The organism is Thermanaerothrix daxensis (genome assembly GCF_001306145.1).
GTDB lineage: Bacteria > Chloroflexota > Anaerolineae > Anaerolineales > Anaerolineaceae > Thermanaerothrix > Thermanaerothrix daxensis.
This window is the reverse complement of sequence record NZ_LGKO01000002.1, coordinates 1,306,487-1,320,502: the sequence shown is the minus strand read 5'-3', so window position 1 is coordinate 1,320,502 and position 14,016 is coordinate 1,306,487. Positions and strand designations below refer to the sequence as shown.

11 protein-coding genes are annotated in these 14,016 nt (G+C 48.9%); 1 reads left to right on the top strand and 10 read right to left on the bottom strand.

The genetic code is table 11. The features are described from left to right. Positions 1 to 38: 38 nt before the first annotated feature. Together SE15_RS06360 and SE15_RS06355 are read right to left on the bottom strand one after the other, a co-directional pair. A complete protein-coding gene (locus SE15_RS06360; protein WP_054521234.1) occupies positions 39 to 689 on the bottom strand; it encodes a GNAT family N-acetyltransferase in 651 nt (216 codons plus the stop codon). After that, positions 686 to 1,297: a glycerol-3-phosphate acyltransferase gene (locus tag SE15_RS06355; protein ID WP_054521233.1), complete on the bottom strand. Its 612-nt coding sequence runs from the start codon at positions 1,295 to 1,297 to the stop codon at positions 686 to 688. Before SE15_RS06355 ends, SE15_RS06360 begins: the two co-directional genes overlap by 4 nt. A 376-nt stretch (positions 1,298 to 1,673) precedes the next feature. Between SE15_RS06355 and SE15_RS06350 the strand changes: the two genes are divergently transcribed. Then, entirely contained in the window at positions 1,674 to 2,879 is a 1,206-nt protein-coding gene (locus SE15_RS06350) for a hypothetical protein (protein WP_152965551.1), read from the top strand. Here SE15_RS06350 and SE15_RS06345 read toward each other — a convergent pair. From SE15_RS06345 to SE15_RS06310, 8 genes are all read right to left on the bottom strand, one after another. Beyond that, positions 2,860 to 4,500 carry a hypothetical protein gene (locus SE15_RS06345; protein ID WP_152965550.1) on the bottom strand — a complete coding sequence of 547 codons (1,641 nt, stop codon included), beginning with the start codon at positions 4,498 to 4,500 and terminating at the stop codon, positions 2,860 to 2,862. The genes SE15_RS06350 and SE15_RS06345 overlap by 20 nt on opposite strands. 394 nt (positions 4,501 to 4,894) lie before the next feature. After that, positions 4,895 to 5,884: a glycosyltransferase family 2 protein gene (locus tag SE15_RS06340; RefSeq protein WP_054521230.1), complete on the bottom strand. Its 990-nt coding sequence runs from the start codon at positions 5,882 to 5,884 to the stop codon at positions 4,895 to 4,897. A gap of 32 nt (positions 5,885 to 5,916) precedes the next feature. Beyond that, positions 5,917 to 8,010, bottom strand: coding sequence for a cadherin-like domain-containing protein (locus SE15_RS06335; RefSeq protein WP_160316676.1), 2,094 nt, complete (start codon positions 8,008 to 8,010; stop codon positions 5,917 to 5,919). A 184-nt stretch (positions 8,011 to 8,194) separates the two neighbouring features. Then, positions 8,195 to 9,151, bottom strand: a complete 957-nt coding sequence (locus tag SE15_RS14330; RefSeq protein WP_152965549.1) for a LysM peptidoglycan-binding domain-containing protein — start codon at positions 9,149 to 9,151, stop codon at positions 8,195 to 8,197. Between the two features lie 25 nt (positions 9,152 to 9,176). Beyond that, positions 9,177 to 11,027, bottom strand: a complete 1,851-nt coding sequence (locus SE15_RS06325) for a polysaccharide biosynthesis tyrosine autokinase (RefSeq protein ID WP_054521227.1) — start codon at positions 11,025 to 11,027, stop codon at positions 9,177 to 9,179. Between the two features lie 41 nt (positions 11,028 to 11,068). Further along, a complete protein-coding gene (locus SE15_RS06320) occupies positions 11,069 to 12,226 on the bottom strand; it encodes a DegT/DnrJ/EryC1/StrS family aminotransferase (protein WP_054521226.1) in 1,158 nt (385 codons plus the stop codon). Further along, positions 12,223 to 12,939 (bottom strand): nucleotidyltransferase family protein, encoded by a 717-nt coding sequence (locus SE15_RS06315; RefSeq protein WP_054521225.1) that lies wholly within the window; start codon positions 12,937 to 12,939, stop codon positions 12,223 to 12,225. The genes SE15_RS06320 and SE15_RS06315 overlap by 4 nt, the downstream gene beginning before the upstream one ends. A gap of 34 nt (positions 12,940 to 12,973) precedes the next feature. Continuing rightward, positions 12,974 to 13,975: a GDP-mannose 4,6-dehydratase gene (locus SE15_RS06310; protein WP_054521224.1), complete on the bottom strand. Its 1,002-nt coding sequence runs from the start codon at positions 13,973 to 13,975 to the stop codon at positions 12,974 to 12,976. Positions 13,976 to 14,016 lie beyond the last annotated feature (41 nt).

The following is a 14,016-nucleotide window of genomic DNA, read 5'->3' as shown; positions in this document are numbered from 1 at the left end:
AACGATCAGGACTGGTCAAATCACCAGTCCTGATCTTGTTATAGTCTTCGTCCATAACAGCGGTTTTCTATATCCTCCTGAATTAACCAACGCCACATTTGGGTGCGTTTTGAACCTAACAGACGAAACCCCATAGATTCATAGAGATGACAGGCTGTTTTGTTTTGGCTGGTGGTTTGCAAATAAACTCCCGGTACGCCCGATTCGATTAATTGTTGCAAATAAGTAACTATCAGCGTTTTGCCGATACCAAAGCCACGCCACTGAGAGGCTATGTTGATATGGAAATGGGCAGGATAAAGAGTTTCATCAGCACCTGGTAACTCACCCTTTATGAATGCCTTGAACACCTCCCACAGATATCTTCGAGTTTTGGGCCCTATTTGATAGTACCCTCGCCACAATCGAGCGCCCACCTTCGGAAGTATCTCCAGCCCCATGACTCCACGATAGCGATGAGGGTCTGTACATCCTACCAGGAATCCCACAACCTGATCCTCTGCGACCGCTACCCGCGCATGTTCGGGTTCATAATCAGTGTAAAAGGTGTAAAATGCATCGGTGAAAAGTCTACGATCTTCCATGTAGGCTTCAATGGGCTCTCCAAAATAGGCTGTGTCACCGGCAATACGAAATATCGCCTCTCGATCATTAGGGCAGTAAGGCCGTATAATGTATTCCAGCGTCATAACCTTGTCGAAATGAATCCTTTGAATATTCCGTAGTGTCGCTTTAAACGGATTTTACCTCCAAGCGCCATACGATGCGTCCAGAGCACAAACCAAAGATTGAACAAAGCTGCTCCATAGACCTCAGTCTTTGTACCCCGAATTACCCAATAAAAAAGAAGCCCCGTCATTCCAAGCACAATCGACCACGCATCCTGATCAAGAAACCAGTAGAAAAATATCAAAAACAATCCTAATATACACGGACCTTCCCATAGGGTTAGCCCTGTCCATGCTCCAAACGTAGTGGCAATCCCTTTACCACCTCTAAACTTCAAAAATGGAGAGAATTGATGACCAAGCAGTGGGGCCATAAAGATTAAAATAATTCGCTCATCTCGAATCCCCCCTCCCCAATAAGCAGTCGCTACCGGAATAAGGCCTTTTATGTAATCTAGACACAAGGCCAATATGCCAGCCTTCCAGTTACCGGCTCGAAAAACATTGGTGGCACCAGGGTTGCCATCCCCCAATTGGCGGATATCCCGTTTTAATAACAAATGACCTACCCAAACCGAGAATGGCAAACTTCCTGCAATAAAGCCTAAGATGATGGCCCAACCCAACATTTTGCCTCCACAAATAAAACAACCTAGGCCCTCACTTATATTTTAGCCTGCCTTCTTCCTCGAACTTTGTTGGCGTAAAATAGGAAAAATGCAGAAAAAAGATCATCGGACATCTATACCCCTGGGTTTACCCGGACTGGACGAGATCCTGTTTCTGGCCACTTTCGCAGGAGTGGCCGCTCTAGGCCCTCGCTTGTTGAACCAAGATGGCGATTTAGGACGTCATCTCACCATTGGGAACTTTATTCTCTCCTCCCACACCATACCAACCCAAGACCTCTTCTCTCACACACTCCATGGACGCGCCCTCACGCCTCATGAATGGCTAGCGCAGGTTATCCTTGCACTTCCCCATAAATGGGCAGGATTGAGTGGTGTGGTCGTTTTAGTGAGCCTGGTTATTGCAATAACTTGGTGGTTAGCCTTCCGTCAATCGCTCGCGCTAAGTCGGCGCCCTCTTGTCTCATTAGGGACGAGCATTCTTTCTTTGGCAGCCGCCAGCCTTCATTTCCTGGCACGTCCCCACGTGTTCACGCTCCTATTTTTAGTGATATGGATGGGGTTGTTGGATAAATGGCACCGTGATCCTACCTCACCTTTCTGGAAACCTTTGCTTCTTATGCTCATCTGGGTCAATACCCACGGGGCTTTTATCGCTGGGTTTGCTTGCTTTCTCGCTTATTGGACTGAAGCTCTTTGGAATTTTCTCAGGCACCGAACAGAATCGCCTATTATACGCAACCAATTCATGATGCTTTCACTCCTTGGTATTGCCTTGTTTGTGGTGTCGCTCATCAACCCGGCAGGTTTACGGTTATGGGAAACCAGTCTCGGATTCGTCACCAATCGCTACTTGGTAAGCCATACACAAGAGTACCTTCCACCCGATTTTCACAGTCCTGCCACCTGGCCATTTCTAATAATGCTTTTGCTTTCACTTGGGTTATCCATGACCCAAAAGGGCTCTTTTCCACTCTCTAAGGGCCTGCTCGCAGTGGGTTGGACAGCAATGGCCTTGACAAGTGCTCGCAATATCCCGCTCTATGCCTTGGTGATGACCCCGATCCTGAGTGAACTACTCGCTAAAACTCTTTCCAATTCCCTTTGGGATTCGATAGAAGAACATTTTCGGGCTATACAAGCGCAAATCAGGTTCCCAATATGGGCTTCAGCAGGATCATTACTGCTGATTGTAATGCTTTTATCCAATCCCACTTTCAAGCAACGCAACCAATTTGATCCGAGTGTCTTCCCAGTCCAGGCCACCGAATGGATATTGGCCGAACCACTTCAGGGCAATATGATGAACTACTTTACCTGGGGAGGCTATCTACTATATCGTTTATGGCCTGATTACCAAGTTTTCATTGATGGTCAAACCGACTTTTACGGAGAGGAATTGACGCGAATTTATGAAAGTGTTCTGACACTTGATAATGGCTGGGATGCCTGGTTAAAGCACTATCAAGTCCAATGGGTTATCTTTCCAGGCAATTCCGATCTCATCCGGGCACTTCAACACCATCCAGATTGGAAATGCCCATATCATGATGAAACAGCAGTCATCTGCCACAGACGCTGACCCAATCTGCCCATCCCATCGAACGAGGGGGTATAACCTCTGTATCCTTGGTTCGCGGTACCATCAGAGCCACCTCTGAAGGTAACACAAGCGCTACACGGTAATGTTCTAACAAGGGTTTAACCACCCGCTCCACCCAGGCGTTATTCTCCTCAGCAAAGGCATCCCTGGTTGGATCTTTGATCGGAGTGTTGGGGAGGCCAACAATGATAAGGTCAAATCGCTGGTGTTCTAAATCCCGATAAAACCGTTCCAGATACCGAGGATTATTTGCCATGGCCATTTCCATCAATACCAGCAACTCGTAGTCGGGTTCCAGGGGCACCCCGGTTACCATACCGAAGGTCAACAAATGACGTTGAGAAATGAACAAAACTCTACCACCTTGCTGGGCAACCTCTTGAGCCCGCTGGCGAATCACTGAAACATCCTGCCAGGCAATTCTTTCATCCAAGAGGGTCATAGGATGTGAAAAATGCATGTGCCAGCCCACCGGTAGCAGCGCAATCAAAAGAAGAATGGGAGCCGGATGCAAGCGCTCAAACGGTTCGTTATCTGCCACTATCCGTCCAGCCGCAAAATAGCCCCCTAATGTCATTAAAAACACCAGAAAAGCATCCAAATTGTGAATGTTGCTGCCCCCACCAATTTTGACACTTACGACAAACCCACCCACTAAGAAGATTCCCAATATCCCCGCTATCCCCAACCACCGCCAAAGATTTATTCTGGCAAAGTTACGTATAAAGTTAGCCCCGATAAGCAACCCCAAGGGGAAGGAAACCCAAATGATCCCACGAATAATTCCCACCGGGTAAGTTGGGCTGGGAAACAGGCGGTACCAGAGCAAGTCTGAGGTGAATGTAGAGTGGTACATCCATGCTGGCTGCTTGGAAAGGATCACATAAAACGCCTGTGCTATGAAGGCTACGATCAACCCCGCTATACCATAAATCACAGGCCACCCTAAATACTTGAATATGGATTGACGACCTAAAGGCCTTTCTAACAACCACAAAAAGATTGCCAATGCACCCGGCACTGGAAACCAGTTAACTCGAGTGAGCCCTGCCCAAAATGAAGCCAGGAGCACAATTACCAAGGAACGCACCGGCTTTTGAACATCAAAAAACAGGAAAATTGGAACCACACATAAGAGCAAGTGATAGTAAACCGGGCCCTGTAATAGGAAAAGAGCCCCCCAGAGCATGACCAGACCACGAAAGAACCATCCCTTAATTTGCACCCTTTTCACTAGAGCGATGGAAACGATAAGGCTCATCCCTAGCCACAGCGCAACCTGCCAAAGTCGGTGCCCCCATAACGGAAGATCACCCCAGGCAAACGGAATTGCTAGCAGTAGATAGCGTGCTGGATGGAGGGGCGAAAGGGGGACTGAAACCCCGTAGATTTGCTTGGCAAACAATAACGATCCATAGTAATAGCGGCTGGTTTCCGACCACCCTAGAGACAATGGGTAAGTACTTATACCCGGCAGATATTGGAGTAAAATCAGTCCCACTCCAGTGATCAAAGCACTGGCGGCCAGACTGGCCCAGCCTTCATGTTCTGGCCAAACACTCGCGATCCCCACTCCCCCTAGAAGCACGCTGGCGCTCAAAAGCATTAATCGGGCAGGAAAAGATTCCCAAATCTCAGCTCTGGGAATCCATCCACTTATCATCACCACAGGAAAAACAGCCGATAAGACAGAAAAAAGCAAACCGACCACCCGTATAAGCGGCGTTCGGATTACCTTCCGCACAAGGATCGGTGGCGTCAAATTACCCAAAAGGGCAAGTGCAACCAACCCCAACCATATTAGTCCCAAGCCTATGCATCCCGCTAGAAAAAGACGCCATTTCCAGGAGATAATGAAAAAGCCCAGGCGAGATATCGCCTGAGCCCAATTAAAAAATCCCCAGATATATACACCTCCTAAGGCCAATAAAGAGAACATCCAGAATTGGCGGTAAGGTTGGTTGTTTTTGCTCCTCATAGGTCTTAGCGCAAGCTTAGTGGGAATTTATCGAAATTCGTTCTTCCTCTCCATTTCGAATAACCCGTCGAACCGTATAGGTAGGCTTTCCCTGAGATTCGTGATAAGTCCGCACGAGTAGTTCAGCAATAAGCCCCATTAGGATAGATTGAAATCCTAAAATACCGATCATAGTCGCCATTTGAAAGAACGGTGAACTCAATACCCCAATCCCAAAGAACACGCGTCGCACAAATAGATAAACCAGCAGAAGTGCACTGATGGCGATCAATACCGCTCCAGTGCCACCAAACAGATAAATTGGTTTGTTGGCATAACTGTTGAGGAACTTGACCGTAAAAAGATCCAGTATAACTTTCAGGGTGCGCTCAAGCCCATATTTGGCTTTCCCAAATCGCCGGGGGTGATGGCAAACTGGAACTTCAACGATCCTGGCTCCAACTCCATGAGCATAAACCGGAATAAACCGGTGCATCTCCCCGTAAAGTTTGAAACCGGTTAACACCTCACGTCGATAGGCTTTGAGCGTACAACCATAATCATGCAGACGTACCCCCGTTACCCAAGAAATTAACTCATTTGCAATGCGCGATGGTAAAGTGCGGGTCAGGTAAGCATCCTGACGATGAACTCGCCACCCACTGACCACATCATAACCCTCTTGGATTTTCTCCAACATCATAGGAATATCTGCAGGATCATTTTGCAAATCCGCATCCATCAACACAATCACATCCCCGGTAGCATGATCAATGCCCGCAGCAATGGCTGCTGTCTGCCCAAAATTACGCCGCAGATCTACCACCCGAACATGAACCGGGTCAGTAAAGGCTAAAGTTTCCAGAACCTTCCCACTGCCATCCTGACTACCATCATTGACAAAAATGACCTCCCATGGCCAAGGGAGGACATCCATGGCAGATCGAATTGCCTGATGTAAAAGGGGCAAGTTCTCCTCTTCGTTATATACTGGTACAACAATTGAGAGGCGCTCAATGGCAGGCATAGTTGGACGTGCACAATTATACCCTAACCCCTCTATCTAAAGACAAGCGGTAAGAAAATCTGATTGCGCAAACTGGTAGTAAATATAAAAATGCGGCGCACTGTTTGGGCGTAAGTGTTGCTGTCCGTAGTATCCAACGACCCATTCCCAAAGTTATCCCAGGTTTCAGCAAAAACCTGAACTTCCTTATTGGAGGGTAAAGTCGCGTAATTAAGTGAAATGGTGTAGGGGTGCTGATTAACTTGCCCAATTGGTCGGTATTGTGAAGTCGCCTCATCATACCAAAGAAAACGCACAGATGTAATATCCGTATCAGTAACTGCAACCCCCAAGGTTACTGCACTCTCCCTCATGATGTAAGTCCCCCCATTCCCAACCGGTGAAATCCAATCTGGGGGATTCGGGCGCACTGCATCAACTTCAATGGTCACCGTGGCAAGATTGCTATCCACCTGCCCGTCATTGGCACGATAGGTAAAAGTGTCCACTCCAACATAACCCGCCTTCGGGGTGTAGGTAAACCTACCATCCGCGTTCAGCGTCAGGGTGCCGTGGGATACATTACTCTCCAACCTAACCGTCAAAGCATCTCCATCTACATCTACATCATTCAATAATACTCCGGGTACTGCAACAATTAACCCGGCGATGCTGGCACGGTAGCCAATATCATTATTAGCCATTGGCGGGTCATTTACCGGGGTAATCGTAATACTCACCGTGGCAACGTTGCTATCCACCTGCCCGTCACTAACCTTGAAGGTAAAGGCATCCGTGCCATGGTAGTTCTCTGTCGGCGTATAGGTCAAGACAGGCATCAAACCGCTCAGCGTCCCATGCGTAGGTCCACTCACAACAACGTAGGTCAGACTGTCCCCATCCATATCGCTTGCTGTCAGGGTGATCTCCACACTTGTATCCTCGGCTGTGGTCACCGCTTGCGAGCTCGCTGCCGGCGGGTCATTTACCGGAATAACCGTAATACTCACCGTGGCTACGTCACTATCCCCCTGCCCATCGTTGGCGCGATAGGTGAAAGTATCCCCCCCAAAGTAATTGAGGTTGGGGGTGTAGGTGAAACTCCCATCTGCATTCAGCACCAGGGTGCCATGAGCGGGATCGCTTACCTTAATCGCACGGAGTGTATCCCCCTCCGGATCACTGTCATTGCCTAATACACCAGGGGTAAGGACTGTTAAGACATTATCTTCTGGCATTGAATAGGCATCATTGACAGCCACTGGCGGATCATTACTTCCAATCACATTGATGGTTACATTTGCAATCCCTGAATAAGCCTGCCCATCATAAGCACGATAGGTAAAGGTGTCCGTCCCATAGTAGTTGAGACCTGGGGTGTAGACAAAACTGCCATTTGCACTTAACGTCAGGGTGCCATGAGACACACCACTCTCCAACTGAACTGTCAAAGCATCTCCATCTACATCCAAATCATTTTGCAGCACCCCAGGTACCACAACATTCAGAACACTATCCTCGATGATGCTGTAAGTATCATTGTTCGCTACTGGCGGGTCATTTACCGGGGTAATCGTAATACTCACCGTGGCAACGTTGCTATCCACCTGCCCGTCACTAACCTTGAAGGTAAAGGCATCCGTGCCATGGTAGTTCTCTGTCGGCGTATAGGTCAAGACAGGCATCAAACCGCTCAGCGTCCCATGCGTAGGTCCACTCACAACAACGTAGGTCAGACTGTCCCCATCCATATCGCTTGCTGTCAGGGTGATCTCCACACTTGTATCCTCGGCTGTGGTCACCGCTTGCGAGCTCGCTGCCGGCGGGTCATTTACCGGAATAACCGTAATACTCACCGTGGCTACGTCACTATCCCCCTGCCCATCGTTGGCGCGATAGGTGAAAGTATCCCCCCCAAAGTAATTGAGGTTGGGGGTGTAGGTGAAACTCCCATCTGCATTCAGCACCAGGGTGCCATGAGCGGGATCGCTTACCTTAATCGCACGGAGTGTATCCCCCTCCGGATCACTGTCATTGCCTAATACACCAGGGGCCTCAATGATTAAGCGAATGTCCTCCTCAACGCTGTAAGTATCATCATACGCAACTGGAGGGGTGTTAAGATTTTCATCTGTCTGCAGACTCATGAACCACACATCCGGTCCCACGCTTTGAGCCTCCACGAGGGGAAACCGCCAAGCCCCTTGTGCCCTCCCGGTAGATACACTCATTATGATAAACAAACCTATCACCGAAAGCGCCCCAACCAGGCGTCTCAATTCTAATCCATACATAGGGAACTCCTGTCAAACGCAAGAAGATAAGGGAAGATTATGGGGTAACAGATGGCACTTCAGAGGTGTATGTGGGTTCAGGGGTGTTGGGTAATGTAGGGGTAGGAGGAACAAAGGGCGTTGGAGTAGGCTGGGTAGGAGGAGGTGGAAGGGTTCGTGTTGAAGTAGGCAAGGGCGTGGCTGTTGGAGGGATCGGGGTTGCCGTGGGTTGGGGTGTGCTTGTGGGGAAGGTGAATGTGGACGTTGCGGTTGGTGGCGAGGGGTTGTTTCCACTTTGTGGCGGCGAAGTGGGCATTCCGATCGAACTTGGGACACGCGTCCGTGTTGGTGCGCGCGTAGGGGTTGCTGATGGGGTGGGCGATGGAGGTACAAAAAGCGTTTGGCCGGGCTGAATCAACATGCGATCGCCCAGACAATTTGCGGTCTGCAGGGCTTCTATGCTGGTGCGATAAAGCAAACTCAATCGCAAGAGTGAGTCAGTGGGTTTGACTTGATATTCGATCCATCCCTCTGGGGGTACACAATCCGTAGGTTGTTCAGGGCCCAAGGTCGCAGTGATGGACGTAGAAACGGCTCTCTCGGTCAAATTCAACGCCTGAGTCAGCAACAATAGATCCTGAGTCCCGCCAGCATTACCTAATAAACTTCTACTCTGAGAAACTTCTTCTCGCTTTTCAGTCGCATTCATTGTGCCCAGAATTCCCACCGCCAACCCGCCCAAAGCAAGGAGAAAGAAGAGCACCAGCATAGTACGCCGCTGACGTGCCCGCTGAAAACTGGGCAACGTCAAATTCTCAGGTAACGTCTGAGGATTTGACTGTTGATAAACCGGGCAGTTGACATATCGGTCGGTGAGGCACGTCAGACGCTGATGCCTCAGGTTGACCGGAGCCACTGGTCGGGCATGATGACAGTAGTTCCGTTCGCTGGGGAACTCTAAAACTGTGTTTGGGTCTTGCTTCAGCCCAAGGTAAGGGCAAATAGGCTGGGGCATTGGGGCATCCTTCCGCCATACACAACTAATTTTCCAGAAGCGTCAATTCATCAGTTTCTTTGGATACGTAGGTATAGGATTTCAAACTGCGGTAATAATGGTTGGAAGTGGTATCCTGAACGCGATTGAGCACTGCCCCCACCACTCTGGCTTTAACCCGGTCCAATTGATCTAAAACCTCTAGAGCAACGCTTTGGGAAGTGTTGCGCGCACGAAGAACCAATAGAACTCCATCCACACGCGATGCTAGCACAATAGCGTCCGAGATTAAGAACGGCGGTCCATCCAAAATAACCTTGTCGTATCGTTGTGCGACTTCCTCCATCAGTTTCGCCATACGTTCCGAAGAAAGCACCTCTGCCGGATTAGGGGGTAAGATTCCACTAGTGATAACATCAATCCCCTCCGTGGCTAGATGATGCAGACTTTCATCCAAACTTCCATGCTCACGCAAGATATCGCTTAATCCGAATCGGTTAGGTAGGCGTAAACGTTCATGTATCTGAGGTCTGCGCATATCCGTATCAATCAGCAATACGCGCTTACCGGCCTGCGCTATCACAATAGCCAGGTTGACCGCTATGGTCGTCTTCCCTTCATCAGGGCTTGGACTGCCAACCAGTAAAGTTTTCAAGGGACGGTCAATCTCTACAAACTCTAAATTAGTGCGAATGGAGCGAAAAGCCTCTGTGATAAGTGAACGCGGCTGGGCAATGACGTGAGGCGGATAATCCTCATAGGGAGTCTTCCCATTTATCTCGTTAATGTAGCCCAAAACCGGCAATTCCAAAACACGAGTTACCGTCTCCCCGTTCCGTATAGAGTCGTCCAAATACTCAACCACGAAAACGATACCCGCTGCCAACACCAATCCCAAAATTCCCCCCAATAACACATTTGTCGTGGTTTGAGGCCGAACAGGTCGAGATGGAACACGGGCCTCCTCAACCTGGACCACTTCTGGCGTACTTTGCAGTCGAGCCAAACGAATAGCCTCGTAGTTGCTAAGCAGGTTAGCATAGATTTGCTGGTAAAGCACCAGAGCTGCTTGAAGTTGGCTATTTGTGCTGTTTGAATTACCTTGATTAGAGGGGGAGAAAGTCAGGTTGACGTAAATTTGCTGATAGATGCTCAACAAAGATCTTAATTCATCCAGACGGCTGCGCTTTTGCGTTAGTTCAATTTGCTGGTCAACGGTCAGAGTTGGTGTCACGCGTGCTGGCTGCCCCAAGGAATTTACCCCTAGAATGGGGTCACGCTCTGCTTCAATGCGCACGATATCTGCCTGCAATTGGTTAATTTCGCTCTGCAATCCCGAAATGATATTCGTCACATCTTGGATACGTTTTTCATTGGACTGCTCCGAGGTTTGAGCCAATTGCCTTTGTAAATCAGCAATCTGAGCCTCCACTTGCTGAATTTGCGCTTGAAGGCTCTCCTCTGAAGCCGAAAATCGGCTTGACTGAATTTTTGCGTTTTGCTCAAGGAATACCGTCACCAGCGTATTGGCAATTTCAGCCGCTTTTTCGGGGATACTATCCTCTACGATAATTTGAATGAGTTGTGCACCTCTAACCTGCTGAACACGCACCTGGCTGCTGTTGATGTAATAACCCAATCGTTCGGAAGCCGCTTCCAATACCGGACGCGTGACTAACAACTCTGTAAAGGTTTGGGAGAGAAGTTCACTGTTCTGATTCAGAATGTCGCTAAGGTTGCTTTGAGGAACCCCTAAAACCATAACCTTAGTTGAGGCCTGATAGATGGGCTTTTGCAAAAGACTGAAAACCAAGCCTCCCAATGCTCCTACGAAAATTCCAACACCTAACAACCAAAGCCAACGTCGAATTAAGACTAAATAGTCTCGTGGTTGCATTTAGTCCTTCTTTCTTTTTGAAATGGAAAGGAATGGATTGTTTAGACGGGCTGGATTTCTAACAATGCTTCACGAACCGCCAACACAACTTCGTCTACCTGCGTTTCGGTAAGCATGGGATAGAGGGGTAGTGTGACCTCCCGCTGGGCCACACTCTCTGTTAATGGCAAGCCTCCCCCATGAAAAAGAGCAATCCCCTGGTAAGCACTGAATTTATGAACTGGAGGGTAATGAACGCTGGTTTGAATTCCCCGACGCTTCATTGCCTCCATAAATTCCACCCGAGAAACCCCTAAAGGTAACAAGGCAGGCATCAGATGATAGGCCGACCGCCCAGGATGCTCACTAAAAGGTATACTTACTTCTGGGACTTCCTTTCGGAGCCGTTGCCGGTAATAATCCACCAGCGCCTCGCGGCGTCGGTTATTAGCCTCTAACTTGCGTAATTGCACTCGTCCAATGGTCGATCGCAACTCATCCAGGCGGTAGTTGTACCCCAATGTCACCACATCATAACTCCAGGCATGCCCCTGATGGCGGTCCCAGGTTAGAGCGGTCATCCCGTGAGAACGCAATATACGGATTTTTTCAGCGATATCCTGGCGATGCGTGGTGATCATCCCACCCTCACCTGTTGAGAGATTCTTGTTTGAAAAGAAAGAGAAGCACCCTACATCTCCCCATACCCCTGCCTTTTGCCCGTTCAGACTTGCTCCTGGAGCATGAGCAGCATCCTCAATTACAAAGAGATTGTTCTTTCGCGCAATTTCCAGGATTGATGGCATGTCACACATGTAACCACCATAGTGCATTACGATAATGGCACGAGTTCGTGGTGTAATTCGATCCACTAAAGCCTGGGGAGAGATTGTTAAGTCATCTTCCGAGGTAATCTCCACAAAACGGGGAGTTGCTCCTACATAACGTACTGCAGCAGCGGTGGCAACAAAGGTTAACGAGGGGACCAATACCTCATCACCTGGCCCAAGGTCTAATGCCAGACAAGCGAGATGAAGCGCTACCGTACAATTACTCACCGCGTAAGCATAGGTAGCCCCAACAAAATCTGCAAATTCTTGCTCGAACTGCTGTGTTTCTTCCCCCATAGTTAGCCACCGACGTTCAAGTACAGCGGTGACTGCTGCCTTCTCTTCTTCCCCCAAATCAATATCAGCCAAAGGTATTCGCCAAATACTCATCCCATCATCTCCGGTAAAAATTTTTCGCGGAAATTATTAAAATCTTCAGTCGCCTGCTCATAGTCGTCAGGCCGACCAAGATCCTGCCAGTACCCATTGAACAGGTACCCCACTACTTTTTCTCCTTCACCCAGAAGTTTGTGCACTAGGTTAGGAAAATCCAGGTACTTTCCTCTGGGAATGAAATTCAATACCCTGGGCTCAAACACGTAGATCCCCATGCTGACCTGATAATCATAGGTGGGTTTTTCAATATAACCAACCACACGGGAACCGCCATCGCATAGAATGACTCCCAAATCAACCTTCACTTTCCGCTGGTGCATGGCAATCGTAGCGCTGGCACCCATTTCCTTGTGATACTGCACAAGTTCTCGTACATTCAAGTCGGTCAGTACGTCACCATTCATCACCAGAAAAGTCTCGTCAAGCCCTTCTACCAATGCTAGGGGACCCGCAGTTCCCAGGGGCTGATCCTCATAACTGTAGCGTATCTTGAGACCGAAATGACTACCATCACCAAAAAATGCTCGCAACAGTTCAGCCAAATGCCCTACAGTCAAAATAATCTCATCAATCCCCGCACAGCGCAATTGGCGCACAATAACCTCCAAAATGGGCATTTCACCAACAGGCATCAGGGGTTTGGGGAGTATTTTCGTGTAAGGCGCCAGGCGAGTCCCTTTCCCACCCGCTAAAATCACGGCCTTCATAGTTTTCTCCTTCCCGTTCAGGTTCGTAGTCTAGTCAGATCTCATAATAGCCAACTCGAAAACGATGCAAGTTGGCTCGAATCCACTCAATAGTTAGATCTAAACCCTCCTCAAGAGACACTTTGGGTTCCCAACCCAGGCATTTGCGCGCCTGGCGATTATCTGAGAGTAGCCGAACCACCTCAGATTTCTCAGGGCGTAAACGCTGTTCCTCTTGCTCAACTCGGGCTAAATTTCCTGTTTTAGCCAGAATTAACTGACACAAGTCACCAATCGAAATCTCTTGATTGGACCCCAAATTTAGAACACTTCCTTCAATTCCCGGCACACTTGCCGCCAAGACAAACCCCTCCACCGTATCACTCACATAAGTAAAATCCCGCCGCGTAGAGAGATTGCCTAACCGGATGATTTCCCCCGCCAGCGCTTGGGTGATGATCGCGGGAATAACTGCGCGTGCTGACTGACGAGGACCATATGTATTAAAGGGTCGCACGGTCACTACTGGGACGTTGTAAGCCCGGTAAAAGCTTTCTGCCAACATATCAGCGCCGATTTTACTGGCAGAATATGGAGATTGCCCTTGCAATGGGTGGTTCTCATCAATTGGCACATAACGGGCTGAACCATACACCTCACTGCTGGATGTATGGATCAATCGTTCTACCCCCAGGTCTCGCACAGCCATTAATACATTAAGGGTGCCCATAAGGTTGACCTCGGCTACCTCATAGGGATGTAAATATGAGTAAGGGATTGAGATCAAGGCTCCCAGATGGAATACTATGTGTGTGTCAGCCACTGCCCGACGCACTGCATTGGGATCACGCAAATCTCCAAAGACAATCTCTAATCCTCGCTTATGCTCCGCAGAGAGTGTATTCAGCCAACCCTCATCACCGCGCGAGGTATAACGCACAAATGCGCGTACCTGGGCGCCGAGATTCTGCAAGCGCTCAACCAGATGACTCCCTATAAATCCCGCCGCTCCAGTTACCAGGACACGCTTCCCCGTTAACACCTTTTCCGTTGTCATCAATGAAACTTCTCCTAAAGTTGAACTCAATCTGTTCTTGA